Raw genomic sequence first — 26,973 nt, forward strand, 5'->3', positions numbered from 1 at the left:
GCAACTGGTGAAAGCTTATGCAGTTACATGAATTGGTCAATACATTAGGTCAGGATCTCCAGCGCCGTTACGGTGAAAAAGTTCACAAACTGACATTACATGGTGGTTTCAGCTGCCCAAACCGAGATGGCACGATAGGGCGTGGTGGATGCACATTTTGTAATGTTGCGTCGTTTGCTGACGAAGAAGTACAGGTCAAAAGTATCCATGATCAGTTAAGTGATCGTGCCGGGGAAATCCAGCGTGCGAAAAAGTATCTCGCCTATTTTCAGGCGTACACCAGTACTTATGCTGAAGTACAAGTCCTGAAGAGCATGTATCAGGAAGCCTTAAAAGCGGCGGATATAGTGGGGCTATGCGTGGGAACCCGTCCCGACTGTGTGCCGGATGCGGTATTAGAGTTGCTGTCTGATTACGTCGTCCAGGGGTATGAAATCTGGCTGGAGCTGGGTTTGCAGACTGCTAATAATGATACGCTTAAACGAATTAATCGTGGCCACGATTTTGAATGTTACGCGGAAATCACCAAACGCGCGCGCGCCCTGGGAATTAAAGTCTGTACCCATTTGATCGTAGGATTACCAAAAGAAACTCGAGAACATAACGTGGAAACGATGAGAAAAGTACTCGAGGCTGGTACGGATGGCATCAAACTACATGGCCTGCATGTTGTAGAAGGCAGCACAATGGCCAAAGCGTGGCGAGCTGGAAAGCTGGAAGCACCTGAATTAGAAGAGTACGTTGCGATAGCAAGTGAACTTATCCGTATGACACCGGCAGATATTGTATTCCACCGAGTGTCCTCAGCCGCTCGTCGTCCGACGCTGCTCTCTCCGCTCTGGTGTGAAAACCGTTGGTTAGCAATGACCGAAATTGGTCGGGCACTTGATAGAGAAGGAGCTCAGGGGAGTCTAACGGGTAAGTCATTTGTCTACAGTAAACCCGATTTAAAAAACCAAACTGCCGATAACAGAAGGTGATTATTCGCCCCGGACAGAACGTACTTTATTTTGAGGCGGGTAGGAGGGGCACCAATAGTTGTTCGTTTATCTGATCTTTCGTCGAAACTGCATCTGGAAATTTTTTCAAACGACTTTTTCATTGTTCTGGTTAACCATGAGTAAATTAACTTACGTTATTGCCGGTGCTTTGTGACCGCATACTCTAACTTGAGAGCGGGCAGTTTTAATCACTATATCAAACACGTTAAACTGCGGGGACTTGGTGTTTTTTTGATTGTTGCCCTGAAGTTTTTGTGCACCAAGGTTAGTGTTTAATTTTCAGGAATGATATTTAGCTTTGCGCCTTGGAGTCGTGAATGAAACCGATGAAAAATCTTGCCCAGTACTATGTTGACCTTCTGGTTAAACTGGGGATTGTCCGTTTTTCAATTTTGCTGGCACTTGCGCTGGTTGCACTGGCTGTCGTGGTACAAGTCGGTATTACTCTGGCTCTTAAAGGTCGGGTCGATGATATTGATATTGTCCGTTCGGTATTTTTCGGTCTGCTGATTACTCCCTGGGCAGTATATTTCCTCTCTGTAGTTGTTGATCAACTTGAAGAGTCCCGCCAGAGATTAACCAAACTGGTTTCTAAACTGAAAGACATGCGTTCTCGGGACCAGGAACTGAATGTCCAACTGCAACAGAATATTGAGAAACTCAATCAAGAGATTGAAGACCGATTTAAGGCAGAAGAAGCGCGCGAAGAAGCGATGAAAGACCTGGAAAATGAGGTTTTCCAGCGTGAGCGAACACAGTTAGAACTCGCCGAACGAACGGCTCTTTTACGCTCCTTTATTGATGCCTCCCCGGATTTGATTTATTACCGAAATGCCGATGGTGTGTTCTCGGGCTGTAACCGGGCAATGGAAGAACTGACCGGGAAGAAGGAGCATCAGCTGGTTGGTTTGAGTCCCTGGGATGTTTACAGCAAAGAAATAGCACAGCCAATTGTTGATACCGACCAGAAAGTATTCACTGACAATCAGGCGATCACTTACGAACAATGGCTCGAATACCCTGATGGCCGTAAGCATTACTTCGAACTTCGTAAAGTTCCTTTCTACAGTAAAGATGGACGTCACCTAGGCTTGGTAGGTTTCGGACGTGATATCACTGAGCGCAAACATCACGAAGAGTCCCTGGAGAAAGCCAGTCGTGATAAAACCACCTTTATCTCAACAATCAGTCATGAACTTCGTACTCCACTCAACGGTATTGTTGGACTGAGCCGCATGCTGCTGGATACTCAGCTTACTCAAGAGCAGCGTAAGTACATGCAAACTATCAACGTGAGCGCCATAACGCTCGGCAACATCTTCAATGATATCATTGATATGGATAAGTTTGACCGCCGTAAGCTTGAGCTTTTGCCAGAGCCTCTGAATTTTGAGGACTTTGTTGCTGAAATAGAAAGTATTTCTGCTCTTATGGCGCAGCAAAAAGGGCTGCGCTTTGATTTGGAGCGTCTGAGTGATTTGCCGAAAGCGATTGAAGTTGATGCTACCCGTTTACGTCAGGTGATCTGGAACCTCGTCAGCAATGCCATGAAGTTCACTAAAGAAGGTGGCGTGGTGATGACGGTGAGTGCAGACGTTGAAGAGGATTTCGCAACTATTATCATGGAAGTGGAAGATACAGGCATCGGCATTCCTGAAGAGGAACTGAATAAGATCTTCGCTATGTATTACCAGGTCAAATCAGGCAAGGACAACCTGCACGCGGTTGGTACCGGTATCGGCTTAGCTGTCTCTAAACAGCTGATCAATATGATGGATGGTGATATTACCGTGACAAGTGAAGAGGGCTTTGGTAGTACGTTTACGGTGTCTATCCATGTTCCGGTCGTGACACTTGACGAGCCTGTTATCGATGCACAACGCGATAACGTTCATTTAAATATCTTTATGGTTGAAGATATTGAGCTCAACGTAACGGTCGCTAAATCGTTGTTAGAGAGCCTGGGTCATTCAGTTACCGTCGCCATGACCGGACAAGAAGCGTTAGTCAACTTTGTCCCAGAGCAGTATGACCTGGTACTGCTCGACATCCAGTTGCCTGATATGACCGGCTTTGATGTGGCTCACTATTACCGGGAACATTATGACAATCTACCGCCGTTAGTCGCGTTAACGGCAAATGTACTGAAAGATCGACGCGAATATCTGGAAAATGGTATGGATGATGCGATCAGTAAACCACTGGCCGTGAATGCTATTCAGTCGGTAATTGATAAGTTCTTTGTCGATAAGGTGTGCAAGACAGAGCCTGTTGAAGTCACTGAAGTGATAGAAGAACCTGTGCCGTCTCCGGTGATTGAGACACATCTGCTTGACTTAGATATGCTGGAGTCTTACGTGGATATTGTAGGTGCCGCTCCTGTTTATGACAGCATCAAAATGTTCGAAGAAATGATGCCGGATTACATTGAAGTACTGGACTCAAATATGACGGCGAAAGATAAGGATGGCATTGTCTCTGAAGCTCATAAAATAAAAGGTGCAGCAGGATCAATCGGGCTCAAACGAATTCAAAGTGTCGCTCAGAAAGCGCAATCTCCTGATATGCCGGCATGGTGGGAGAATATTTCAGATTGGGTCGAAGAAATTAAAAATGAATACCAGAATGATATTCAAGTACTGAGAAGCTGGCTAGATCAAAGGAAGTAACATGAAGAAATTTACATCCGTTTTAATCGCTACTGCGTTGCTGACAGGTTGTAGTGCCGTCCCTGAAGTGAACTGGAAACAAGACAGCCAAATAACCATGAATCAGGTTAACATCGAGCTTAAGAGTAACCTTTGGGTTAATCTTATGCCGACCATTGGTGAGGCTCAAGAGCCAAGCCTTCATGGCTCTCTTTCCCTAGAGAGTGCTCAGCAGTTACCTGCAAACCTTACGGCAGAAGCTTTGATCATCAGACAAGGCGATAAGGAATGGATGATTGGAGAGGACTCGTTAGAGACACGTACTAATAGTGAAAACCAATGGGAAGTTGCTTTTACACTACAGAGTGAGCTTAGCAATGAGAAGTTGGTTGATCTGGCGATACTTCTTGATGATGCGGGAGAAAAGCGCTGGTTGGTAGAAAAGCATGTAAAAATCAACCGAGTGTACTAGGGGCTGACCTATCGTGCGATCCTAATCTTTCAAATAAAAAGGGCTTGCTCAATGAGCAAGCCCTTAATGTTTCTGGGAAGTTTATTAGTCTTCCAGATCGCCACAGAAGCGGTAACCTTCACCGTGAATAGTTGCGATGATTTCTGGCGTACCCGACACAGACTCGAAGTGCTTACGAATACGACGAATAGTTACGTCAACAGTACGATCATGAGGTTTAAGCTCACGGCCTGTCATTTTTTTTAAGCAGGTCAGCACGCGTTTGGATCTTACCCGGGTTCTCACAGAAGTGAAGCAGAGCACGGAATTCAGAACGCGGAAGCTTGTAGCTATCACCAGACGGGCTCACGAGTGAGCGACTGTTAATATCCAGTACCCAGCCGTTGAACTCGTATTTTTCTACCGAGCGTTTTTCTTCTTGCACAGCACTGGTGCTCATTGAGCGGCTTAGCAAGTTACGTGCACGGATAGTCAGCTCACGAGGGTTAAAAGGTTTCGTGATGTAGTCATCAGCACCAATCTCAAGACCAAGAATCTTGTCGACTTCATTGTCACGACCAGTCAGGAACATCAGCGCGATGTTCGCTTGTTCACGCAACTCACGTGCTAGTAGAAGACCGTTCTTACCTGGAAGGTTAATGTCCATAATGACCAAGTTAACTGAGTTATCAGATAAAACTTGGTGCATCTCTTCACCGTCACTGGCTTCAAAAACAGCGTATCCCTCTGCTTCAAAAATACTCTTTAGAGTGTTACGAGTTACTTGCTCATCTTCAACGATCAGAATCTGCGGGGTTTGCATTGGCGGTACCTAAATTTGTGACAAAATTGTGCTAATAGAATAAATTCTAGGCAAAAATATAACATACAGGTAATGTAATTTTGATATTAAATCAAGTTGATCAAAAAAACACGGCTTTCAGTTATCCGCTGTCCATAAAAATTTACCCGCTCACCAAGATCCTGTGGCGAACTTTATTCTACAGGGCTTTTTACCGTTCCGTTCCTGCTTTTAATGGAGTATGAAACGTAATTACCCTAGATATGGGGCGAATTTTATAATGTTAACAGCATGCTAACAATGCACAAATGTTAATTCCATGCACTTTGTTGATTTACATCAATTGATGAAATTTAACTGTTATGAATCATTTAAGAGTTATGATAGAAAAAAACAATACGAACATCGACGCATCATTATGGAATTCTTATTCAAATTCGTTTTTTCATTTCGAATCAGAATGGAACGTTTTGAACTATGTTGTAATAACTGCTTGGAACCCATGGAGTAAATTGCGGTCAAAACAAGATAACTGCATAAATAATCAAGAGTTAGAAAAATACCTGCAACACGCCAACTACGTGTCAGTTACTGTTGGAGATAGTGGCTTCAAATGGTACGAAGAGAGTTTTGCGGTCGAGATCTCGATAGACGAAGCGATATCTCTGGCGAACGAGTTTCAACAGCATGCGATTTATTATGTCACTCGCGGAGAGCTCTATTTAATAGCCTGTACTGAGCCGAATAAAAAGCATCATATCGGTGAAATCAGAGATCGGCTCGTATAAAAGGATACTACTCGCTGGAGCTAGTCTCGGGCGAAAAATTCATGGAGGGAATATGATCGATATAACACCAGATATTTGTGACCAATTTGAAGACCAGGTAACTTTGCTGAATCTGCCATTACAGAATTTCGGACGACGCACGGCCTTTCATGGGGAAATTGTCACAGTACGCTGTTACCATGATAACTCAAAGGTAAGAGAGGTTTTGGGGCAGGACGGTGCAGGGAAAGTGTTGATAGTAGATGGACATGGCTCATGTCAGAAAGCATTACTTGGCGATCAATTAGCGATACTGGGAATTGAAAACGGCTGGGAAGGGATCATCATTTACGGGGCGGTTCGTGATGTGGCGCAAATGTCACAGATGGATATTGGTGTGCAAGCACTTGGTACATGCCCGTTTAAAACTGAGAAGCGTGGGATGGGGGACGTCAATGTTACGTTAACCATGCACAATCAAATTGTGCAGCCAAAACACTATGTCTATGCAGACTGGAATGGGGTACTTATTTCTAAAGAGAAGCTTGACTTCTAAAAGCGGAAACCTAAACCTACCTCAAAGCCTTGTTGCCAGTCTTGATAATCCAAAGTCGCGTGAATATCTAATTTATCAGTAATTTTCACGCGGCTAGATACTTCGGCGGCAAGGCCGTTATCCTCTTCACGAATGCCTTCTGTAGTCTCACCTTTAAATGAACGTAAAGTACTTTTTACTGTCACACGGTCATTAAAGTGATAGCTGACACCACTCAAAAAACCACTCTGGTTTTGAACCGGGGAGTTGTTGACACGAGCACCAACGTAAAGGTCAACGGAGTCAAATAACTCGTAAGAGTACCCGCCATCAATATTCCATACGTCAAAACTGTCAGACTGGTAACTTTCGCTGGAGATAAATAACTTATGAGGGGAAGTGGTGTTTTTTCCTGGAAGCGGAGGCAGTTCAGTAGCCAAAGAAATGCCGGGCACGGCAAAAAACAACAGAAAAATCCATTTTTTCATGCTCACCACTCCTTTGTACTAGAAGATTATTATTGGTATTAGCTTAATGCTTCACACTATTAAAGCATAGAATATGAAAGTCGGCTCATTTATTTTATGAAATTATCGATAGTGATGAACAGCGATCACATTTGAACTGCTGCAAAGCTGTTGCCACGGTGTCTGTTTGTTTGATCTTCGCCTTTAAACAAAGATCCTTCTAACTTAGCGTGTAATGATCCGTTTTCTGTTGAAAACTGCAAAGAAATTGAGAAGCAAAGATAAAATTTAATCAAATTGAAAATCTAGCTTACATATTATATTTCAAAGCATTACTTTAGGATTTATCTCTATAAGTTTGGAAAATGTACAATTTTTTTATTGACTCTGATTCGGAAACTCGGTAAACGTAGAGTTAAGCAAACACACATACATTTTGTAGAATAATATTTATGCCAGTTAACCGCCTCGTTGTAATGACCACCACCATTATTATTACCGACATTACCATTGTTGGGGCAGGCTGCTGAGCGAAACAAATTCACAAGAAAGGCCTGTATCCAACAAGATACAGGCCTTTTTTTATGCTTTCTTAATACAAAATTTAGACAAGTTTAAGAAGATACACTGGAGGAAGGGATGCGAGTATTAAAGTTTGGCGGTTCATCATTGGCTGATGCAGATCGCTTTTTAAGAGCAGCAGATATCATTGCGAATAATGCTCAGCAGGAAGAAGTCGCAGTCGTGCTTTCTGCACCAGGCAAAACAACTAATAAACTGGTTGCTGTGATTGAAGGCGCTTTACGAAATGGTGAAGCAGAATTACAAATTAACGAGCTAGAAGAATCGTTTAAAGCTCTCTTCGCAGATATTCAAGCCGTAGTGCCTAACCTAGATGGAACAGGCTACGACAATCAGGTCAAAACCTCGCTTTCCCAGCTGCGTCAATTCGTACACGGTATCAGCTTGTTAGGTATGTGCCCAAACAACGTCAACGCTCGTATTATCAGTAAAGGCGAACGTGTATCGATCCAACTGATGAAAGCGGTGCTTGAAGCAAAAGGCCAGAAAGCCAGCCTAATCGATCCGGTAGAATACCTTTACGCGCAAGGTGACCACCTTGAAGCCATGGTTGATGTTGATGTCTCTACACAAAACTTCCGCCAAAAGCCTCTTCCTCAAGGTCATGTCAACATCATGCCTGGTTTTACTGCCGGTAATGAGAAAGGAGAACTGGTTACACTAGGTCGTAACGGTTCAGACTATTCAGCCGCAGTTTTAGCCGCGTGTCTTCGTGCTGATTGTTGTGAGATCTGGACAGACGTTGATGGCGTTTACAACTGTGACCCTCGTTTAGTAGAAGATGCGAGATTACTTAAGTCTCTGAGTTATCAGGAAGCGATGGAACTGTCTTACTTCGGGGCGTCCGTTCTGCATCCGAAAACCATCGCGCCAATTGCTCAGTTCCACATTCCATGCTTAATCAAGAACAGTTTTAATCCGCAAGGTGCAGGCACCTTGATTGGCCAGGACACTGGTGAAGATAATCTGGCTATCAAGGGTATTACGACACTGAATGACCTGACCATGGTTAACGTTTCCGGCCCAGGCATGAAAGGCATGGTTGGCATGGCTAGCCGGGTGTTTGGTGCTATGTCATCGGCAGGTGTTTCAATTGTACTTATCACTCAGTCTTCTTCAGAGTACAGCATCAGCTTCTGTATTGAGGCTGAAGATAAAGCCAAAGCAGAACAGACTCTGGCCGAAGCGTTTGAGCTGGAACTAAAAGATGGTCTGCTTGAGCCGGTAGACTTCATCGATGATGTCGCTATCGTAACTCTGGTTGGTGATGGTATGCGTACATCTCGTGGTGTCGCTTCCCGTTTCTTCTCATCCCTTGCAGAAGTGAACGTTAATATCGTCGCGATTGCACAGGGCTCTTCAGAACGCGCGATTTCGGCGGTGATCCCTGAAGATAAGATCTCTGAGGCGATCAAAGCGTGTCACATGAACCTATTCAACTCGAAACACTTCCTGGATGTGTTCGTTGTTGGTATCGGTGGTGTCGGTGGTGAACTGGTTGATCAGATTGAACGTCAGCAGGCGAAACTAGCTGAGAAAGGGATCGTGATCCGAGTTTGTGGTCTGGCAAACAGTAAAGGTCTGTTACTTGATAGTGAAGGGCTTCCACTGGAGCACTGGCGCGATCGTATGTCTTCGGCAACGGAAGAATTCAGCTTAGCGCGTCTCATTGCCCTTGTGCAGCGTAATCACATCATTAACCCAGTATTGGTTGATTGTACTTCAAGTGAAGACATTGCTAACCAGTATGCGGATTTTCTGGCGGCGGGCTTCCATGTCGTGACACCAAACAAGAAAGCAAACACAGCAAGCATGGCGTATTACCATCAGCTGCGCGATGTAGCGCGTGGCTCACGTCGTAAACTGATGTATGAAACGACAGTTGGTGCTGGTCTGCCGGTTATCGAAAACCTGCAAAACCTTATTGCTGCCGGTGACGAACTGGAGCGATTCAGCGGTATTCTGTCTGGCTCACTCTCTTACATCTTCGGTAAGCTAGACGAAGGTATGAGCCTGAGTGAAGCAACCAACATCGCGAAAGAAAATGGCTTTACTGAGCCGGATCCGCGTGATGACCTGTCAGGCATGGATGTGGCTCGTAAACTTCTTATCCTGGCGCGTGAGGCGGGTATGTCACTAGAGCTTGAAGATGTGGTTGTAGATCAAGCGCTGCCACCAGGCTTTGATGATTCAGGCAGTGTCGATGAATTTATGGCACGACTTCCTGAGGCTGATGCGTATTTCAAAGATCTCGTCGCAAAAGCAGCAGAAGAAGGCAAAGTTTTACGTTATGTTGGTGAAATCAACGACGGTAAATGTACGGTTAGTATCGCCTGTGTTGATGAAAATGATCCGATGTTCAAAATCAAGGATGGTGAGAACGCACTGGCGTTTTACAGCCGTTACTACCAGCCAATCCCATTGGTATTGCGTGGTTACGGAGCCGGTACTGAAGTTACCGCAGCAGGCGTATTCTCAGATGTGATGCGTACTTTAGGTTGGAAGTTAGGGGTATAACAGCAATGAGTTCAAGTGATATGGATGTAGTGGTTTATGCCCCGGCATCAATTGGTAATGTAAGCGTAGGTTTTGATGTATTGGGCGCTGCGGTATCTCCCATTGATGGTACTTTATTAGGTGATCGAGTTCAGGTTAAAGCGGGCTCTGAACCGTTCAGCTTGAAAACAGCAGGTAGCTTCGTTTCTAAGTTACCAACAGAGCCAAGAGAGAACATCGTTTACGATTGCTGGGTTGTATTTGCTCGCGAGCTAGACAGAAAAGGCGTAGAGCTGAAACCACTGGAAATGACGCTTGAGAAGAACATGCCAATTGGATCGGGCCTGGGTTCCAGTGCTTGTTCTATCGTTGCTGCGCTTGATGCTTTGAACCGTTTCCATGGCCAACCTCTGAATGAAACTGAGCTGTTAGCCCTGATGGGTGAAATGGAAGGCAAGATATCTGGCGGTGTCCACTATGATAACGTAGCGCCGTGTTACCTGGGTGGTGTGCAGCTGATGCTGGAAGAGCTGGGTATCATCAGCCAGGAAGTACCGTGTTTTGATGACTGGTACTGGGTGATGGCGTATCCCGGAATCAAAGTGTCTACTGCGGAAGCGCGTGAGATCCTACCATCTCAGTACCGCCGACAAGATATTATTGCTCATGGGCGTCATCTTGCAGGCTTTATTCATGCGTGTCATTCTGGTCAGCCGGAACTCGCTGCAAAAATGATCAAAGACGTGATCGCGGAGCCGTACCGTGAGAAACTGCTACCTGGCTTTGCTAATGCTCGACAATATGCAGCATCTGCAGGGGCTTTAGCCACCGGTATTTCGGGCAGTGGTCCGACACTGTTCAGTATTTGCAAAGAGAAAGATGTCGCTGAGCGAGTTGCTCGCTGGTTAGAACAAAATTACGTACAAAATGAAGAAGGATTCGTCCACGTTTGTCGACTGGATAAGCAAGGTTCGATTGTTACAGGAAGTGAGCTATGAAGCTTTACAATATAAAAGAAAATGATGAACAAGTTTCCTTTGGCCAAGCCGTTCGCCAAGGATTAGGTCGTAATCAAGGCCTGTTTTTTCCATCGGAATTACCAAAATTTGATGATATTGATGCACTACTGGATCAAGACTTTGTTTCTCGTAGTACTAAGATCCTTTCTGCACTGATTGGTGAAGAGCTGACGGAAGACCAGGTAAATGGCTTGGTTGATGCGGCATTCCAGTTCCCTGCGCCGATTAAGCAGGTCAAAGATGGTGTTTATGCACTAGAGCTTTTCCACGGTCCAACACTGGCGTTTAAAGACTTCGGTGGGCGCTTTATGGCTCAGTCGCTGGCCGCGGTATCAGATGGCGGTAAGATCACGATTCTTACTGCAACATCGGGTGATACGGGCGCTGCGGTTGCTCATGCTTTCTATGGTATGGAAAACATCAATGTTGTGATCCTTTACCCTAAAGGTAAGATCAGCCCGCTACAGGAAAAGTTATTCTGTACTCTGGGTAAGAACATCCATACCGTCGCTATTAATGGTGATTTTGACGCATGTCAGGCACTGGTGAAGCAAGCCTTTGATGACGCTGAACTGCGCGAAGAAATCGGTCTTAACTCGGCAAACTCAATTAATATCAGCCGTTTGATGGCGCAAATCTGTTACTACTTTGAAGCGGCAGCGCAGATGAGTAAGCAAGAGCGTGAAAATCTGGTTATCTCAGTACCGAGTGGTAACTTTGGCAACCTAACCGCTGGCTTGTTAGCAAAAGCACTTGGTCTGCCAATCAAACGTTTTATCGCGGCAACCAATGCCAACGATACGGTTCCGCGTTACCTGGAAACCGGTAAGTGGGAGCCCAAACCAACGGTAGCAACCACATCGAATGCGATGGATGTAAGCCAACCAAACAACTGGCCGCGTATTGAAGAGCTATGCCGCGTGAAAGAGTGGGGTTTGGAAACGCTAGGTAAAGGTATGGTTACTGATGAGCAGAGCGCAGAATCAGTGCAAGAGCTTAATTCACTGGGTTACCTGTGCGAACCTCACGGTGCAATAGCGTATCGTGTTCTGGATCAGCAGTTACAAGCCGGTGAAACTGGTCTGTTCTTATGTACGGCCCACCCTGCTAAGTTCAAAGAAGTAGTGGATGACATCCTAAAATCGGATATTGAAGTACCAGCGCCACTTGCGAAGCATGCCGCAATGGAACTGCTATCTGAAGATCTCGATGCTGACTTCGATGCACTAAAAACGGTATTGCGCCGCGTTCAGTAAACCAGATATAAGTTGAATCACAAAGGTGGAGCTTAGTCTCCATCTTTTGTTTTTCTGACAATAAAAACGGCGCTCAATAAGCGCCGTTTTCAAAAATACCGGAGAGTGTCTCTGCGATTATAGAGACTCAGTAAATGTACGCGCGATAACGTCGCGTTGCTGCTCTGGAGTCAGTGAGTTGAAACGCACTGCGTAGCCAGAAACACGAATAGTTAGCTGAGGGTATTTCTCAGGGTTTGCTACTGCATCTTCTAACGTTTCACGTTTAAGTACGTTTACGTTTAGGTGCTGACCACCTTCGATACGAGGTGCAGTTTCGATCGCAACTTCACGGCTTTCGTATTCACCCAGGTCACTGATTGCAATCACTTGGTCTGCTTCGTAGCCAGCCGCAGCGGCAACACAACGAGCTTCACTCTTTTCGCTGTCAAGTAACCAGATTGAGTTAAGTAGAGCGTCGTTTGCTGCTTTAGTAATTTGGATGCCTTGGATCATTACAGTCTCCTAGTCCACATACGTGGAGTTTATTGGTATTAACTTTCAAATTTATTGTCGAGCTAGGTATTATATAGCTAATATCCACTATTTTAATATTGATTTAAGTCAAAAAACAACCAAAAACATTATTTTTAATGAGGTTGTTTTGTTGAGTCAAATCAATAAAACCTTTAAAAACATACCAATTACAAAATATTTGATATTATAAAAATAATTTAAATGGCTGTTTTGTAGTAATTTTACTACAAAGTGTTGTTTTTAATTTGACCCATTATATGTAATCAATTGTATTTATGTACACCTACTGAAAGTCTTAAGTGATTAAATGACAAACATGAAAAACAAGCTTGGAAGTAAACTTATCGGCGCTCATGTATCTGCTGCTGGTGGAGTGGATCAAGCCCCTATGCGTGCTCGAGAGATTGGCGCTAATGCTTTTGCTCTATTTACAAAAAATCAGCGTCAGTGGGTGGCCAAACCACTAGAAGAGAAGACCATAAGTGCATTTAAGGCTAACTGTAAAATGCTTGGTTTTGGCTCCGAGAGTATCCTCCCTCATGACTCGTACCTGATTAACCTGGGCGCGCCTGAAGAAGAGAAGCTTAATAAATCGCGGGCAGCATTCATCGATGAGATGGAGCGTTGTAACCAGCTTGGTCTGACATTATTAAATTTTCATCCTGGCAGCCACTTAAAGAAAGTCTCGGAGCAAGAGTGTCTGGCGACAATTGCTGAATCTATCAATCTTGCACACAAAGCGGTGCCGGATGTGGTTGCGGTGATAGAAAACACAGCGGGTCAGGGTACCAATCTGGGTTGGAAGTTTGAACACCTAGCTGAGATCATTGAGCAGGTCGAAGACAAAAAAACGCGTCGGTGTGTGTATTGATACGTGTCATACCTTCACAGCAGGCTATGATTTAAGAACGAAAGAAGATTGCGAGCACACTTTTGCTGAGTTCGACCGTATCGTTGGCATGCACTATTTAAGAGCAATGCATCTAAATGATTCAAAAGTCGAGTTTGCAAGCCGGGTGGATCGTCATCATTCTCTGGGTAAAGGCGAAATTGGCTGGGACTGCTTTGAATATATTGCAAGAGACTCTCGATTTGATGGTATCCCTTTGATTTTAGAAACAATTGACCCAGAAATATGGCATCGCGAGATTGAAACTCTTCGTGGTTATCATCTGGAAGAATTCAACAAAAATTAATCAAGCTGTAATAGTTGGCATTTTTCTTTCTTAGTGATCACTGGAGCCTTATATAGAGGCTTGGTATAGAAGGATTGCATTATGTCTCGACCAATTTCTCATGTTCCTTTCTCGCAAAGCAGACGCGGAGTGCGTCTGCCAATGCCTAACCGCCACATCACAGGTCCGGGTCATTTCCGAACGCCACAGAAACACTAACCTATTTGTGAAATGTTCCTTTCTTTCAGTAAGTTGACTTGCCGCTTAGGGTGTTTTGTTCTTTAGTTGAAGGTAAGTTTTTGTTTGTTTGAGTTTCGCTCGCTAGAATAGAGCCAGACTTTAAGACAGGAACTTTCCATGAATCAGACACCGAGCTGGCACGATGTGATCGGCGAAGAGAAAAAACAGCGCTATTTCGTCGACACCTTAAACTTTGTTGAAGCGGAACGTTCTGCGGGGAAAAACATATTTCCGCCGGAAGAAGATGTGTTCAATGCTTTCCGTTTTACAGAGTTTAACGAGGTGAAAGTGGTGATTTTAGGCCAGGATCCTTATCACGGTCCAAATCAGGCACACGGGCTGTGTTTCTCGGTATTACCCGGAGTAAAAACACCGCCATCTTTAGTCAATATTTATAAAGAGCTAGCGCAGGATATTGAAGGATTCCAAATCCCTCAGCACGGTTTTTTACAAAGCTGGGCAGAGCAAGGCGTTTTGCTGCTTAATACCGTATTGACGGTAGAGCAGGGCAAGGCTCATTCGCATGCCAAAACTGGCTGGGAAACCTTCACAGATAAAGTTATTGAAGCCATAAACCAGCAGCAGCAAGGTGTTGTATTCATGCTGTGGGGCGCGCACGCGCAGAAAAAGGGGAGGTTTATTGACCGTTCAAAGCATCATGTGCTTACTGCCCCTCACCCTTCACCGCTCTCAGCTCACCGGGGCTTTCTGGGCTGTAAGCATTTCTCTCAAGCAAACCAATTACTTGCATCACAAGGTAAAGAGCCGGTCAACTGGCATCTTCCGTTAGCGGTTTAAATAAAAGGACAGCGATTAAGGGTTTCTTATTGCTGTTTTTTTGAGCACGCTCAAGCTGGTCATTCATTTCTCATATACACTTACTATAAGCAGGTGTTAAGGAGAGACGCTATGATGATCGAAAGAATTCGACGCGAACACGGTTACATGGTTCGCTTATTGGCTATATTGCGCCACAAACTTAATGAAATTAAACATGAGCGCGCTATTAACTATGCGTTAGTGGGCGAGGTTGTTGATTACCTCTCTACCCATTCAGAGCGAGTACATCACCCTAAAGAAGATATCCTCTATCACCATTTTCTTACCCACTATGGTAAGCAGCAAACCATAGAGGATTTGGAGCAGGAACATAAAGATCTGGCTGAGAAAACCAAAGAGTTTTCAACGGTGATTGAGATGATCCTGCAAGATGCAGTGGTGCCTCAGGATATGTTTGTCGCTCATTTAGAGGACTTTATTGAATCGCAAAGAAAACACCTTGAGCTTGAAGAACGCAAGATACTGCCACTCATCGAAGAGCTGTTTACCACAGAAGACTGGCAGCACGTAGAGAGCCTCTGGAGTGAAAATGAGGACGACCCAGTGTTTGGTGAAACCATTGCTGATCGATATAAACAGTTGGCAGAACGCGTACGTCAAAGCGATATGGAGTACATCTAAATACGCTTGCCTTAATGAGGTGCAAGCACAACTGAAGTGTACTCACCCTTGTTGATTCTCTATCCAAATAACAAAAGGCACCATAAGGTGCCTTTTGTTTGAATTAAAGTTTAATGTCGTCTAAGTCGTAGTCTGTGCAGACATCGAGTTCGCGCAGCTCTTTAAGTAAGTTGCGCCTGTCGTTCATTGCTTCTATTTCACGCCATTTACGCTTTACTGGTTTGGCGCGAGTTTTGGTTGTTGAGGTAGTATCCAGATTAAACATGTCATCTAGTTGAAAGCCGTCCATAAGCCACCTTACCTTTATCTAACTAAACTGTTTTAACCACTCCTTGTGGAGTTTTTTAATTACCACAATATTTGTGAGAATAGCTATGACATATTGCGGATTTGTGTCTGTCACATGACATTTTCGTGCAAAAACATTTTCACAATCACACTTTAGTTTGTAATTAATGTATGAAAAGTGCACAAACGAGTAAGAGAAAACGATTAAATGGTGGGATTTTCTATGTTAATCAGAGGTACCCAGCCAGGTCTGTAAGGCAGGGTTCAAGTTGCATAAAACTAAGTTGCTCAATTAGCGGCCAACCGAAGATAATAGCTGTAGCCGGAGTGTCTGCAATACCTTGTCGGCCCTGGTCTGAAGTTGTACTGGTAGACTCCAATTGAGTGAATGATGCGTCCATCGCTATTGTTGCTACTTTGTGGTGAAAGTGTTGCATTTGGTGGGCGGTAGATCTTTCTTTTATGTTGTTTATTGGTGACTTTATAGTGAAAAATAACAATATTACCATCTTGGTTGCATATTGATTTTTACCTACCCAAACTGCATTATCCGCCCGTCAAAAAAAACGCTGGTACGTAAAATGGATGCACGAAGCGACATTTACAATTCAGGATTGCTCATAAAAACATTATTTAATTAGCCAGGCACACTTTGACACCTGGCAGGCAATCGGTTGATGGCTAGGACGCACAGACCGGCGCAACTCACTTTGGGGTACGCATGACAGATTTAATTAATTTAATGAACGATCTCCTTTGGGGATCGATTCTGGTTTATCTTCTTGTTGGTGTAGGTATTTACTTCACCTTTCGCTTGGGATTCATTCAATTCCGCCATTTCGGTCATATGTTCTCGGTGTTAAAGAACAGCCGTAAAGCAGACAAAGCTGGTATTTCTTCTTTCCAAGCACTTTGTACCAGTCTGGCAGCACGTGTTGGTACCGGTAATATGGCTGGTGTCGCGGTAGCACTGACTGCGGGTGGCCCTGGCGCTATCTTCTGGATGTGGCTAATCGCTATGCTGGGTATGGCAACATCGTTTGCAGAAAGTACTCTGGCACAGCTGTACAAAACTAAAGACGATGATGGCAACTATCGTGGCGGGCCGGCTTACTACATGGAAAAAGGCCTGGGCATGCGTTGGATGGGCGTGCTGTTCTCCATTTTCCTCATTATCGCTTTTGGTTTAGTTTTTAATGCCGTCCAGGCGAACTCGATTGCAAATGCAATGAGCACAGCTTTTGGCTGGAACTCTCTGTATGTAGGTATTGCCGTTGTTGTGCTGTCAGCGATCGTTATTTTTGGTGGTATTAAACGTATCGCTAAAGTCGCGGAGATGATTGTTCCGGTAATGGCACTGCTTTACTTGGTTCTTGCGCTATTGGTTATGTTTGCCAATATCGAGAAACTGCCTGCGGTACTCGCGCTTATCTTCAAGAGCGCATTTGGTTTGCAGGAAGCAGCTGCTGGTGGCCTGGGCTACGCTATTGCGCAGGCGATGATTAACGGCGTAAAGCGTGGTCTGTTCTCGAACGAAGCGGGTATGGGTTCTGCGCCAAATGCAGCAGCATCGGCAACACCATATCCGCCACACCCGGCATCTCAGGGCTATGTTCAGATGCTAGGCGTGTTTATGGACACGATTGTTATCTGTTCTTGTACGGTAGCGATCATCCTGATGTCAGGGGAATACGTTGGTCAGGCTACTGAAGTAACGGGTATCGAACTGACCCAGCGCGCGTTGAGCTCGCAAGTTGGTGACTGGGGTGCAATCTTCGTTGCTGTCGCAATTTTCTTCTTTGCGTTTACATCAATCATTGCAAACTACTCCTACGCCGAGACTAACCTAGTCTTCCTGGAGCATAACCACAAAGCGGGCATTAACATTTTCCGAGTGATTGTACTGGGAATGGTTATGTTTGGTGCAATGGCTTCTTTGCCGGTGGTATGGTCGCTGGCCGATGTTTCAATGGGACTGATGGCGATAGTGAACCTGGTAGCAATCATTCTTCTGTCTGGCATTGTCATCAAGCTGGCTAAAGACTACAACCGCCAGCTGGATGCGGGCAAAGTACCGACCTTTGATGCGAATGACTTCCCAGAGCTTAAGTCTCAGCTGGAAGAGGGCATCTGGTACAATGACAAGAAAGACTGAGTTACCATTAACATAACTGGTCATTTATAGTTCAAAGCTATCAGTACGATTCAAAAAGCCATGCAGACATTGCATGGCTTTTTTTGTACCCTTAATGGTATATAAAATTAAAAGGATAGAGTTAAAGTCATGCTTATCGTAGTTTCTCCTGCCAAGACACTGGATTATGAGTCTCCGCTCGCGACAGAAAAATTTACTCAACCTGAGTTAACTGAATACTCAAAACAGCTGATCGAGGTTTGCCGTAAACTGACGCCTGCAGATGTGGCGTCACTGATGAAGGTAAGTGACAAGATTGCCGATCTGAACGTGGGTCGTTTCCAGGAGTGGAGCGAGACCTTTACGACGGAAAACTCGCGTCAGGCGATTCTTGCATTTAAAGGTGATGTGTACACCGGGCTTGAGGCTGAAACATTATCAGAAGCTGATTTTGATTATGCCCAAGAGCATTTGCGTATGTTGTCTGGTCTTTACGGCTTACTAAAACCATTAGATCTTATGCAGCCATACCGCCTTGAAATGGGAACCAAGCTTGCGAATGATAAAGGCGCGAACTTGTACCAGTTCTGGGGTAATGTCATAACAGACAAGCTGAACGAAGCGATTAGCGCACAAGGCGATAACGTACTTATCAACCTTGCTTCAAATGAGTACTTCAAGGCCGTGAAGCCAAAGAACCTGGATGCGCAAGTGATTACGCCGGTTTTTAAAGACTGTAAAAACGGTCAGTACAAGGTGATCAGTTTCTATGCGAAAAAGGCGCGCGGCATGATGGCGCGTTACATCATCGAAAATCGTATTCAGAGTGTGGCTGATTTGACTAAGTTTGATACTGCGGGCTACTACTTTGTTGAAGCAGAGTCGACACCAACAGAACTGGTTTTTAAACGCGAAGAGCAAAACTAACAGGTTCGGTCACTTCGACTCTCAGACATAAAAAAGGGTTGGCACTGCCAACCCTTTTGTTATTTGCTTCGTTGTGACGAGTAATGTTACTTCTTCTTAGTGGCTTTCTTTTTCGCTGTTTTCTTCTTGTCGTCTTTTTTCTTTTTCTTCTTAAACACAGGCTTTTTGTGTTTTGGACGCATCTCTTTAATGAAGCGCTCTTTGATGTCTTCTTTCACGTAACGTGCCACGCGATCCATCATCGGTTGATCGTGCGCTTCTACGATTGAGATCGCATTACCTTTCTTACCGGCACGGGCTGTACGGCCAATTCGGTGCAGGTATACATCTGCCGTACGTGGCAGGTCGTAGTTGATCACATGAGAAACATCAGGCAGGTCGATACCACGAGCCGCAACATCGGTTGCAAGTAGCACGTTAACCGTACCATCACGGAAGCGCGAGATCGCATTGTTACGGCGATCTTGTGGCATTTCACCCTGGATCCACGAACAATGAATTTGAGCACTTTCTAACTGGGCACGCAGTTCTGCCAGACGCTCACGAGTCTTTAGGAACACGATAGTGCGCTCTGCCTGTTCGGTGATGATGTGTTTAAGCAGTTCCAGTTTGTGCTCGGCGTTATCCGCACGGTGATACCACTGAGCAATCTTCTTACGCTCACGCAGTGGTGATTTCGCATCGATCTCAGCAGGCTCGTTCAGTAGGTCTGCGGTGAAACCTTCTACACCTCTGCCTTCTAGTGTTGCTGAGAACAGAAGGGTTTGTTTACGCCAGCGACATTCTGCTGAAAGTCGATCAACCGTAGGAGCAAAACCCATGTCTAGCATGCGGTCAGCTTCGTCGAGGATTAACCATTCAATCGCACGGCAATCAAAACGTTCCGCTTCAATGTACTCACGTAGACGACCAGGTGTCGCAACAACGATGTCCTGAGTGGTGGCCAGAATATCTGCGTGTTCCTGGTACTGAACACCGCCCGTAATCGTAAAGATGTTTAGATTGGTATTTTTTGCCAGTGCACGAGCTTGATCCGCAACCTGCATTGCTAGCTCACGGGTTGGTGTCAGGATCAGAATACGTGCTGGCCCAGGTTTACGGCGCGGGAAATCAAGCAGGTATTGCAGTGCTGGCAGTACAAATGCTGCGGTTTTACCAGTACCTGTTGGTGCAGACGCCAGTATGTCACGGCCATCCAGTGCTTGTGGGATTGCTTCTGCCTGGACTTTCGTTGGGCGCTCGAAGCCCATTTCTTCAATGGCATCAAGTAGATTTGGGTCTAGATCAAGTTCAGCAAAAGTTCTGATCACAATGAGTTCTCCACAAGCAAGGCTTGGTTAATAGTTCGCCACAACAGCATAGAATACAAAAAGGTCGCACATTATAAAGTGATTGGTGATAAGGATCACATGTTATTTCACATCTTAAGATAAAACTCGTGAGTTAGCTGGATAAAATCATCGCTGTAGCCGTCTACAGAATGAATAATTAAGAGTGATTCATGCGTCGCACAAGGTTGCTTAGCCAACTCAAACAACAATCGATGTACCGGTTTTCTCTCCGACGGCTGTACGCGGCATAGCCGGGATAAATGCCAGCCTTGATGCAGAGCCAAATCAATAAACTGTTCACCTTCCGTAATCGGCAGCACAAAACTGGCTTTGCCGTCTTCTTCCAGTAATTGATAGCAGCGTTTAAGCAATGCGTCATGCCGCAGCGAGTCGGTATGTCTTGCCGTTGCTCGCTGACTCTGTCTGGATTGTTCTCCACTATTGAAATAAGGGGGATTGCAAATGATCCGCTGAAATTGCTGAGATGGGGTGAAGGCCAATACATCGGTGTGAAGCGCGGATAATCTCGCCGGCCATGGAGAGTGAGCAAAGTTTTGTTTGGCAGCATCAATTGCGGTGACTTCAATATCCACAGCGGTCATCTGAGCCAGGCTAAATCGCTGAGCACACATTAATGCCAGCAAGCCAGTGCCTGTGCCTATGTCAAGTATCGTTGCATCGACAGGACTCTCAATCCACGCCCCCAACATCACACCATCCGTACTGACAGGCATACCGCTTTCACCACCCTCGATAGAAAACTGCTTAAATTTAAAGCCTTTAGTTCTGAATTTATCGTTCTTCATGATTGTATTACGTTTGATCTGTATTTTAGTGAAAATATCTATTCTTTATAAAATGTTTGGTTTGTTGTTTTGTTTGTTGGGAATGTGTGTCTAAAATTCAATGGTGTAAATAACTGCTTTTTTATTTCTATATGGTTCGATCAACTGGTTCTTGGTTCGTATTGTAAATTAATATGGTGTTTTTGGCTTTAAGGTTGCCAAATGATGATTCTTTCGTCATTATCCGGCGCTCTTATTAGATTGAACCACGAATACTACGTATTCCTAAAGTGGTCGATGCATACACAATATTCACACATTTACAAACAAGGGTTATCTGTGAAGCAGACATTAAAACTAACAGATATTATCGCAGTAGGCTTTATGCTGTTTGCGTTCTTTTTGGGTGCTGGCAACATCATTTTTCCACCTCTAGCTGGTCAATTGGCTGGTGAGAACCTGATGCCAGCAATGTTCGGTTTCTTGATCACAGCGGTAGGTCTACCTCTTATTACTATCGTTGCTATTGCTGTCGCAGGCGGAACCTGGGATCACCTTACTCAAGATCTTCCGAAAAAAGCAGCTGTGCTGATGGCTGCTCTAATCTTCATTATTATTGGTCCTGCATTTGCCGCACCTCGTACTGGTCTTGTTGCTTATGAAATGGCAATTAAGCCGTTTATTCTTGAAGCGTCTCAAGTGCATCTAACGGCGTTCTCTGTATTGTTCTTCGTGGTTGCGATGCTGTTTTCCTGGTTCCAGGGACGCCTGATTGACGTAATTGGTAAGGTACTGACACCGGCATTGTTTGTTGGCCTTATCATTCTTGCACTGGCCGTGTTTATTGATCCTCAGGGAGAAATGATTAGCGCACAAGGTGAGTACTTAACTCAGCCACTGACTAAAGGTTTCCTAGAAGGTTACAACACGATGGATACCTTCGCGTCTCTGATGTTCGGTATGCTGATGGTAGATGCATTACGTGGTAAAGGCATCACTGAGCGTTCGGCAACGACAAAATACCTGATTTTTGCCGGCTGTATTGCTGCAGCAGGTCTGGCGTTTGTTTACATCTCACTGTTTTACTTGGGTGCTACGAGTGCGACGGTTGCAGCTGGCGCGGACAATGGTGGTCTGGTTCTGAGCCAATACGTTCAGGCGCTGTTTGGTCCTTATGGTCAAATCGTTCTGTCAGCTATCGTGCTTCTGGCGTGTTTAACCACAGCTATCGGTCTTATCTCTGCATGTTCTGATTTCTTCAGTTCGAAAACACCACTGTCATACAAGCAGTGGGTGCTGATTAACGGCGCGGCTTGTGCGCTGATTGCAAACGTAGGTCTTGCTCAGTTGATTGCTCTTTCAGTACCAGTTCTGTTTGCACTTTACCCGGTCGCGATTGCACTAGTGGTATTGACGTTTGTTCGTAACAAACTGCCAAACCCACGCGTTGCTTACCGTTCAGTATTGCTCGTGTCTCTGTTGTTTGCATTGGTTGATGCGGCAAAAGTAGCAGGCTTTGACGTATCAGCTTTCAACTTCCTGCCGTTAGTTGAATACGGTATGGGTTGGGTTCTGCCGACACTGGCAGCGATCATAGGCATGTTCTTTATCGCTAAGCCTCAGGCTGAACTAGTAGAAGAAACCGCATAAACTGACTTCAGTCCAGATAACAAAAAAGCCCGGTGAAGTGATTCACTGGGCTTTGTTCGTTTTGGAGCTTATTAGTGTCTGTTTAGAGCGTGTCGTGGAACTCCACCAATACTTGCTCACACCATTTTTCAATCCGCTCATCACTCAGTTCGTACTGAGAATCTTCATCAAGAGCCAGACCTACAAAGTGGCTGCCATCTTCAGTCAGTGCTTTGGAAGCGTCAAAGTCATAGCCTTCGTTGGGCCAGTAGCCGATAAACTGTGCTCCAGTTGCTTTCAGCTCATCATGCAGCAGTCCCATGGCGTCGAGGTACCATTCACCATAACCTTCTTGATCGCCAAGACCAAACAGCGCAACCACTTTATCTTTCAATGGTGTTGCCGCGATATCCTGCCAAATCGCATTCCAGTCTTCCTGAATTTCACCAAAATCCCATGTAGAGATACCAATGAGTAATAAATCGTAATCCGCCATCAAAGAGAGTGGAGTCTCTTTCACATTGTGAATGTCGACAAGATCTTCTCCAATGATGGCGCGAATTTTCTCTGCTGCCATTTCGGTATAGCAGGTGGTAGAGCCGTAAAAGAGTCCGATTTTCATTATATTCGTCGTTTTTTGTGTTGCTGTTGCAGAGGATTTTAACCTTAAACAGCGTGTGAATGCAGCGAATATCGCGAGATTACCGGGCTCGGCCAATTTTTTATGGCATTCAGGCTGGTGCTGTCTTACCCTCAGGGGTTACTGATAAAAAGAGAAGGAAGCGTGAATGACGGCACAACAGCCTGTCAATCAACAAGATTTTGCCCTTGTTGAGCAATTCTTAGACGCGATGTGGATGGAGCGTGGGCTGTCTGAGAACACACTAGCTTCGTACCGAAATGATCTGATCAAGCTACTAACCTGGATGGAGCAAGAACGTTATCGTCTGGATTTCATCAGCTTGTCAGGATTGCAGGAGTATCAAAGTTACTTAGCTGATTCCGATTATAAGCAGACTTCCCGGGCTCGTATGCTGTCTGCGATTCGCCGCCTGTTCCAGTATCTGCATCGCGAGAAAGTGCGCGCTGATGATCCGAGCGCTTTATTAGTTAGCCCTAAGCTCCCGCAGCGTTTACCGAAAGATATCAGTGAAGAGCAGGTCGATGCACTTTTAGATGCCCCGGACCCTAATGATCCGGTCGAGCTGCGTGATAAAGCGATGCTTGAGTTACTGTACGCAACAGGGCTGCGAGTTACCGAACTGGTCAGCTTAACGATGGAAAACGTTAGCCTGCGACAAGGTGTGGTTCGCGTTACCGGTAAAGGTGGTAAAGAGCGTCTGGTACCAATGGGCGAGAACGCGGTAGACTGGATAGAAACGTTTATTCAGCAGGGCAGGCCAGCGCTGCTGGGTGAGACTTCTTCGGACGTTGTTTTTCCGAGTAAGCGCGCGAGGCAAATGACTCGCCAGACGTTTTGGCATAGGATTAAATACTATGCTGTGATAGCGGGGATCGATACTGATCAGCTGTCGCCGCACGTGCTGCGCCACGCGTTTGCAACACATTTACTGAACTATGGTGCCGATCTCAGGGTCGTACAGATGCTGTTGGGGCATAGTGACTTATCGACCACGCAAATTTATACTCATGTTGCGACTGAGCGATTGAAGCAGATCCACAGTCAGCACCACCCAAGAGCATAATCAAGGTTTGCTGTTTCATCGGGCTACATAATCCCTAGTCTCGTTGGACAAAAATATATTATTTTAAGGTGATTTTAATGAGCGTATTACGCCGACTAACTCTGCTGACTTTACCCTTTTTTGTGACCGCTTGTGGAGCGGAAGAAAGTCAGGTGAAAACAGAAACTCCTGCACAACAAGTTGCATCTGCGGCACAGCAAGATTTTGATGAAGCCGCATTGAAGGAAAAATTCTCAAAGCTTGGGTTATCGATTATTGATATCCAACCATCAGATGTGGCTGGCTTGGTCGAAATTCAAACCAACGGTGGTGTACTTTTTGCTTCTAATGACGGTAATCATTTTATCGCAGGTACCCTGTATGCGGTTGACGCTAACGGCGGCTACAAAGATGTGATTGCTGAACGTCAGGCGCCATTAAATGCGGCTAAAATTGCAGAATATTCAGACAGCGTGATTGAGTACAAAGCAGACAACGAAAAGTATGCAGTGACGGTGTTTACCGATATCACTTGTGGTTACTGTGTGCGTCTGCATAATCAGATGCAGGGCTACAATGATTTAGGTATTACTGTGCGCTATGCGGCTTACCCTCGCCAGGGTGCAACCGGTCCTGTTGCGGATCAAATGGCGACGATTTGGTGTGCGGAAGATCCAAAAGTCGCGCTCGACAATGCGAAAATAAAACGTACCTTTGATAATCCGGCGAATGATCTGAAACAGTGCAAACAGACGGTTCAGGCACACTACAACTTAGGCCGTGAACTGGGTATCTCGGGTACACCGGCAATCTTCCTGCCTGGCGGCGAGCTTGTTGGAGGTTACCTTCCACCTGCAGATTTACTTAACCGTTTAGAGCAATAATCCTTTGAGGAGCAGAGCCGGCAATACAGTCGGCTCTTTTCAAGCATGATAGAAATTCAACGACGTCCCGAACCCGACCTTTCCCTTTTACCCGATTCGATCCCTGCTATTTTAAAGCGCATCTACATCAATCGTGGCATTACCGATTTAGCTCAATTAGAAACCTCTGCACGTGGCCTGCATTCCTACCAAAAACTTGGTGGTATTGATAAAGCAGTCGAACTGTTATTTCAGGCGATTCAGCAGCAGAAACGCATTATTGTCGTCGGAGACTTTGATGCGGATGGCGCGACAAGTTCAGCGCTGTCAGTATTAGCACTGAGAATGCTGGGCAGTTCCAATGTGGATTACTTAGTACCAAACCGTTTTGAAGATGGTTACGGCTTGAGTCCGGAAGTGGTTGATCAGGCATTAGAGCTTGGCGCAGAAATGATCATGACTGTGGATAACGGCGTATCGTCGATTGAAGGTGTTCGCTATGCCAAAGAAAATGGCATCACGGTGCTAGTGACCGATCACCACTTGCCGGGACAAGTACTTCCTGATGTCGATGCCATGGTCAATCCAAACCTTGATACTTGCGCTTTCCCATCGAAAGCTTTGGCAGGTGTTGGGGTTGCTTTCTATTTGATGATGGCGCTTTGCGTACACATGCGCAAACTGAACTGGTTTGCTGAGCAAGGTATGCAAGAACCAAAGCTGATGGAGCTTATCGATCTGGTTGCGCTCGGCACCGTAGCCGACGTTGTGCCACTGGATGAAAACAACCGCATTTTGGTTCATCAAGGCTTACAACGTATCCGCGCCGGCAAAGCGCGTCCGGGGATTCAAGCGCTGATAGAAGTCGCCAAGCGTGATGCACGCCGACTTGTGGCATCTGACTTTGGATTTGCTCTTGGTCCGCGCATTAACGCGGCAGGCCGTCTGGATGATATGTCGTTTGGTGTTGAGCTTCTAATGGCTAACAATATTCACGCGGCACGCCGTATGGCCAGTGAGCTTGATGGTCTAAACCAAACCCGAAAAGAGATTGAAGAAGGGATGAAGCAGGAGGCGATGGCCTTTTGTGAACGTCTGCAGTTTGGTGAGAACAGTGAGTTACCGTTCGGCTTAGCTTTGTTTCAGCGTGACTGGCATCAGGGTGTGATTGGTATTCTGGCTTCACGAATCAAAGAGAAGTTTCATCGCCCTGTGATTGCGTTTGCTGATGGTGGTGAGGGGACAATTAAAGGTTCTTGTCGTTCGATTCCTGGCTTGCATATGCGTGATGCTCTGGATTTTATTGATACTCAAAACCCAGGTCTTATCATCAAGTTTGGCGGCCATGCAATGGCAGCAGGCTTAACTATCAAAGAGCAGGACTTTGAGCGTTTCAGCCGTTTGTTTGATCAAGTGGTGAAGAAAGAGCTTGATGACGCAGCTTTAAAAGGCGTGATCCTTTCGGACGGTGAGCTGAAACCGGAAGAGTTTTCCATGCATGTGGCGGAACAACTGCGTGCGGGAGGGCCGTTTGGTCAGGCATTCCCTGAGCCGGTCTTTGATGGCGAGTTTAAGGTCTTGCACCAAAAACTGGTGGGAGAAAAGCATCTGAAACTGATGCTTGAGCCGCTTTTTAAAGGTCATCCAACCAATGTGATGATTGACGGTATTGCGTTCAATGTTGATTTACGCCGCTGGCCGGATGCGTCCGTGAAAACCGTACGTTTAGCGTACAAGTTGGATGTGAATGAATTCCGCGGTAACCAATCTCTGCAACTGATGATTGATCATATTGAAGCTAAATAAGACCTAAGTTTATCTTAGCGATCGGGTACGGCGTGCTCTATTGTAGCGGCCGTACATCATCTCGTCGCAATCTCACCTCTCATCAGAAATTTTCCTGTATCTCCGTCAC

Annotated in this window: 22 protein-coding genes, 2 pseudogenes and 1 other annotated feature; of the genes and pseudogenes, 17 read left to right on the top strand and 7 right to left on the bottom strand. The window is 45.4% G+C overall.

Annotated elements, in window-relative coordinates; genetic code table 11:
• The first annotated feature begins 17 nt into the window (after positions 1-17).
• From KHN79_RS02300 to KHN79_RS02310, 3 genes are all read left to right on the top strand, one after another.
• Positions 18-980, top strand: coding sequence for a TIGR01212 family radical SAM protein (locus KHN79_RS02300; RefSeq protein WP_182009531.1), 963 nt, complete (start codon positions 18-20; stop codon positions 978-980).
• A 338-nt stretch (positions 981-1,318) separates the two neighbouring features.
• Positions 1,319-3,670, top strand: a complete 2,352-nt coding sequence (gene arcB, locus KHN79_RS02305) for an aerobic respiration two-component sensor histidine kinase ArcB (protein ID WP_182009529.1) — start codon at positions 1,319-1,321, stop codon at positions 3,668-3,670.
• 1 nt (position 3,671) lies between these two features.
• Positions 3,672-4,121: a lipoprotein gene (locus KHN79_RS02310; protein WP_182009527.1), complete on the top strand. Its 450-nt coding sequence runs from the start codon at positions 3,672-3,674 to the stop codon at positions 4,119-4,121.
• 84 nt (positions 4,122-4,205) lie between these two features.
• On the opposite strand, the pseudogene arcA reads toward KHN79_RS02310, so the two are convergent.
• Positions 4,206-4,923 (bottom strand): annotated as a pseudogene (gene arcA, locus KHN79_RS02315) (two-component system response regulator ArcA).
• 359 nt (positions 4,924-5,282) lie between these two features.
• Here arcA and KHN79_RS02320 point away from each other — a divergent pair.
• Both KHN79_RS02320 and KHN79_RS02325 read left to right on the top strand, forming a co-directional pair.
• Entirely contained in the window at positions 5,283-5,690 is a 408-nt protein-coding gene (locus KHN79_RS02320; protein ID WP_182009949.1) for a DUF3293 domain-containing protein, read from the top strand.
• Between the two features lie 52 nt (positions 5,691-5,742).
• On the top strand, positions 5,743-6,225 hold the full coding sequence (locus KHN79_RS02325) for a putative 4-hydroxy-4-methyl-2-oxoglutarate aldolase (protein WP_182009525.1): 483 nt from the start codon (positions 5,743-5,745) through the stop codon (positions 6,223-6,225).
• Here the strand turns inward: KHN79_RS02325 and KHN79_RS02330 are convergent.
• A complete protein-coding gene (locus tag KHN79_RS02330; RefSeq protein WP_182009523.1) occupies positions 6,222-6,692 on the bottom strand; it encodes a ribonuclease regulator in 471 nt (156 codons plus the stop codon). The genes KHN79_RS02325 and KHN79_RS02330 overlap by 4 nt on opposite strands.
• A gap of 444 nt (positions 6,693-7,136) precedes the next feature.
• Positions 7,137-7,256 (top strand) — a sequence feature (Thr leader region).
• Positions 7,257-7,310: 54 nt separating this feature from the next.
• Between KHN79_RS02330 and thrA the strand changes: the two genes are divergently transcribed.
• Genes thrA through thrC form a run of 3 tightly spaced genes read left to right on the top strand, consistent with a single transcriptional unit; the run spans position 7,311 to position 12,024 of the window.
• The gene (gene thrA, locus KHN79_RS02335; RefSeq protein WP_182009521.1) at positions 7,311-9,770 is read left to right on the top strand and encodes a bifunctional aspartate kinase/homoserine dehydrogenase I; all 2,460 of its coding nucleotides are present in this window, start codon (positions 7,311-7,313) and stop codon (positions 9,768-9,770) included.
• Between the two features lie 20 nt (positions 9,771-9,790).
• Entirely contained in the window at positions 9,791-10,747 is a 957-nt protein-coding gene (gene thrB / locus KHN79_RS02340; protein WP_182009948.1) for a homoserine kinase, read from the top strand.
• Complete coding sequence (thrC, locus tag KHN79_RS02345) at positions 10,744-12,024, top strand: threonine synthase (protein ID WP_182009519.1); 1,281 nt, start codon at positions 10,744-10,746, stop codon at positions 12,022-12,024. Before thrB ends, thrC begins: the two co-directional genes overlap by 4 nt.
• A 117-nt stretch (positions 12,025-12,141) precedes the next feature.
• Here thrC and grcA read toward each other — a convergent pair whose 3' ends face one another.
• Positions 12,142-12,519 carry an autonomous glycyl radical cofactor GrcA gene (grcA, locus tag KHN79_RS02350; RefSeq protein ID WP_182009517.1) on the bottom strand — a complete coding sequence of 126 codons (378 nt, stop codon included), beginning with the start codon at positions 12,517-12,519 and terminating at the stop codon, positions 12,142-12,144.
• A 328-nt stretch (positions 12,520-12,847) separates the two neighbouring features.
• Between grcA and nfo the strand changes: the two are divergent.
• From nfo to KHN79_RS02365, 3 genes and pseudogenes are all read left to right on the top strand, one after another.
• Positions 12,848-13,736, top strand: a pseudogene (gene nfo / locus KHN79_RS02355) (deoxyribonuclease IV).
• A 336-nt stretch (positions 13,737-14,072) separates the two neighbouring features.
• A complete protein-coding gene (gene ung / locus KHN79_RS02360) occupies positions 14,073-14,753 on the top strand; it encodes a uracil-DNA glycosylase (RefSeq protein ID WP_182009513.1) in 681 nt (226 codons plus the stop codon).
• Between the two features lie 111 nt (positions 14,754-14,864).
• A complete protein-coding gene (locus tag KHN79_RS02365; protein WP_182009511.1) occupies positions 14,865-15,416 on the top strand; it encodes a hemerythrin domain-containing protein in 552 nt (183 codons plus the stop codon).
• Between the two features lie 103 nt (positions 15,417-15,519).
• Here the strand turns inward: KHN79_RS02365 and KHN79_RS02370 are convergent, their stop codons facing one another.
• Positions 15,520-15,705 carry a DUF3545 family protein gene (locus KHN79_RS02370; RefSeq protein WP_182009509.1) on the bottom strand — a complete coding sequence of 62 codons (186 nt, stop codon included), beginning with the start codon at positions 15,703-15,705 and terminating at the stop codon, positions 15,520-15,522.
• Between the two features lie 720 nt (positions 15,706-16,425).
• Between KHN79_RS02370 and KHN79_RS02375 the strand changes: the two genes are divergently transcribed.
• Positions 16,426-17,859, top strand: coding sequence for a sodium:alanine symporter family protein (locus tag KHN79_RS02375; RefSeq protein ID WP_182009507.1), 1,434 nt, complete (start codon positions 16,426-16,428; stop codon positions 17,857-17,859).
• 129 nt (positions 17,860-17,988) lie between these two features.
• The gene (gene yaaA / locus KHN79_RS02380) at positions 17,989-18,765 is read left to right on the top strand and encodes a peroxide stress protein YaaA (protein ID WP_182009505.1); all 777 of its coding nucleotides are present in this window, start codon (positions 17,989-17,991) and stop codon (positions 18,763-18,765) included.
• An 86-nt stretch (positions 18,766-18,851) separates the two neighbouring features.
• Here yaaA and srmB read toward each other — a convergent pair whose 3' ends face one another.
• Both srmB and KHN79_RS02390 read right to left on the bottom strand, forming a co-directional pair.
• Positions 18,852-20,075 (bottom strand): ATP-dependent RNA helicase SrmB, encoded by a 1,224-nt coding sequence (srmB, locus tag KHN79_RS02385; RefSeq protein WP_182009503.1) that lies wholly within the window; start codon positions 20,073-20,075, stop codon positions 18,852-18,854.
• A 107-nt stretch (positions 20,076-20,182) separates the two neighbouring features.
• Complete coding sequence (locus KHN79_RS02390) at positions 20,183-20,902, bottom strand: methyltransferase (protein ID WP_182009501.1); 720 nt, start codon at positions 20,900-20,902, stop codon at positions 20,183-20,185.
• Between the two features lie 318 nt (positions 20,903-21,220).
• On the opposite strand from KHN79_RS02390, the gene brnQ reads away from it, so the two are divergent.
• Entirely contained in the window at positions 21,221-22,531 is a 1,311-nt protein-coding gene (gene brnQ, locus KHN79_RS02395; protein ID WP_182009499.1) for a branched-chain amino acid transport system II carrier protein, read from the top strand.
• Positions 22,532-22,613: 82 nt separating this feature from the next.
• On the opposite strand, the gene fldB is transcribed toward brnQ, so the two are convergent.
• The gene (gene fldB, locus KHN79_RS02400; RefSeq protein ID WP_182009498.1) at positions 22,614-23,132 is read right to left on the bottom strand and encodes a flavodoxin FldB; all 519 of its coding nucleotides are present in this window, start codon (positions 23,130-23,132) and stop codon (positions 22,614-22,616) included.
• Positions 23,133-23,298: 166 nt separating this feature from the next.
• Between fldB and xerD the strand changes: the two genes are divergently transcribed.
• The 3 genes from xerD (at position 23,299) to recJ (ending at position 26,864) form a co-directional block, all read left to right on the top strand.
• Positions 23,299-24,216 (top strand): site-specific tyrosine recombinase XerD, encoded by a 918-nt coding sequence (xerD, locus tag KHN79_RS02405; RefSeq protein ID WP_182009496.1) that lies wholly within the window; start codon positions 23,299-23,301, stop codon positions 24,214-24,216.
• A gap of 77 nt (positions 24,217-24,293) precedes the next feature.
• Complete coding sequence (gene dsbC / locus KHN79_RS02410; RefSeq protein ID WP_182009494.1) at positions 24,294-25,079, top strand: bifunctional protein-disulfide isomerase/oxidoreductase DsbC; 786 nt, start codon at positions 24,294-24,296, stop codon at positions 25,077-25,079.
• Positions 25,080-25,124: 45 nt separating this feature from the next.
• A complete protein-coding gene (recJ, locus tag KHN79_RS02415; protein WP_182009493.1) occupies positions 25,125-26,864 on the top strand; it encodes a single-stranded-DNA-specific exonuclease RecJ in 1,740 nt (579 codons plus the stop codon).
• Positions 26,865-26,973 lie beyond the last annotated feature (109 nt).

Source organism: Vibrio sp. B1FLJ16 (genome assembly GCF_905175385.1).
Taxonomy (GTDB): Bacteria; Pseudomonadota; Gammaproteobacteria; order Enterobacterales; family Vibrionaceae; genus Vibrio.

What these genes read in the sequence shown, in the direction of transcription:
- KHN79_RS02300 (WP_182009531.1), top strand. Translation starts at nt 18, where the DNA reads ATGCAGTTACATGAATTGGTCAATACATTAGGTCAGGATCTCCAGCGC.
- arcB (WP_182009529.1), top strand. Translation starts at nt 1,319, where the DNA reads ATGAAACCGATGAAAAATCTTGCCCAGTACTATGTTGACCTTCTGGTT.
- KHN79_RS02310 (WP_182009527.1), top strand. Translation starts at nt 3,672, where the DNA reads ATGAAGAAATTTACATCCGTTTTAATCGCTACTGCGTTGCTGACAGGT.
- KHN79_RS02320 (WP_182009949.1), top strand. Translation starts at nt 5,283, where the DNA reads ATGATAGAAAAAAACAATACGAACATCGACGCATCATTATGGAATTCT.
- KHN79_RS02325 (WP_182009525.1), top strand. Translation starts at nt 5,743, where the DNA reads ATGATCGATATAACACCAGATATTTGTGACCAATTTGAAGACCAGGTA.
- KHN79_RS02330 (WP_182009523.1), bottom strand. Translation starts at nt 6,692, where the DNA reads ATGAAAAAATGGATTTTTCTGTTGTTTTTTGCCGTGCCCGGCATTTCT.
- thrA (WP_182009521.1), top strand. Translation starts at nt 7,311, where the DNA reads ATGCGAGTATTAAAGTTTGGCGGTTCATCATTGGCTGATGCAGATCGC.
- thrB (WP_182009948.1), top strand. Translation starts at nt 9,791, where the DNA reads ATGGATGTAGTGGTTTATGCCCCGGCATCAATTGGTAATGTAAGCGTA.
- thrC (WP_182009519.1), top strand. Translation starts at nt 10,744, where the DNA reads ATGAAGCTTTACAATATAAAAGAAAATGATGAACAAGTTTCCTTTGGC.
- grcA (WP_182009517.1), bottom strand. Translation starts at nt 12,519, where the DNA reads ATGATCCAAGGCATCCAAATTACTAAAGCAGCAAACGACGCTCTACTT.
- ung (WP_182009513.1), top strand. Translation starts at nt 14,073, where the DNA reads ATGAATCAGACACCGAGCTGGCACGATGTGATCGGCGAAGAGAAAAAA.
- KHN79_RS02365 (WP_182009511.1), top strand. Translation starts at nt 14,865, where the DNA reads ATGATGATCGAAAGAATTCGACGCGAACACGGTTACATGGTTCGCTTA.
- KHN79_RS02370 (WP_182009509.1), bottom strand. Translation starts at nt 15,705, where the DNA reads ATGGACGGCTTTCAACTAGATGACATGTTTAATCTGGATACTACCTCA.
- KHN79_RS02375 (WP_182009507.1), top strand. Translation starts at nt 16,426, where the DNA reads ATGACAGATTTAATTAATTTAATGAACGATCTCCTTTGGGGATCGATT.
- yaaA (WP_182009505.1), top strand. Translation starts at nt 17,989, where the DNA reads ATGCTTATCGTAGTTTCTCCTGCCAAGACACTGGATTATGAGTCTCCG.
- KHN79_RS02390 (WP_182009501.1), bottom strand. Translation starts at nt 20,902, where the DNA reads ATGAAGAACGATAAATTCAGAACTAAAGGCTTTAAATTTAAGCAGTTT.
- fldB (WP_182009498.1), bottom strand. Translation starts at nt 23,132, where the DNA reads ATGAAAATCGGACTCTTTTACGGCTCTACCACCTGCTATACCGAAATG.
- xerD (WP_182009496.1), top strand. Translation starts at nt 23,299, where the DNA reads ATGACGGCACAACAGCCTGTCAATCAACAAGATTTTGCCCTTGTTGAG.
- dsbC (WP_182009494.1), top strand. Translation starts at nt 24,294, where the DNA reads ATGAGCGTATTACGCCGACTAACTCTGCTGACTTTACCCTTTTTTGTG.
- recJ (WP_182009493.1), top strand. Translation starts at nt 25,125, where the DNA reads ATGATAGAAATTCAACGACGTCCCGAACCCGACCTTTCCCTTTTACCC.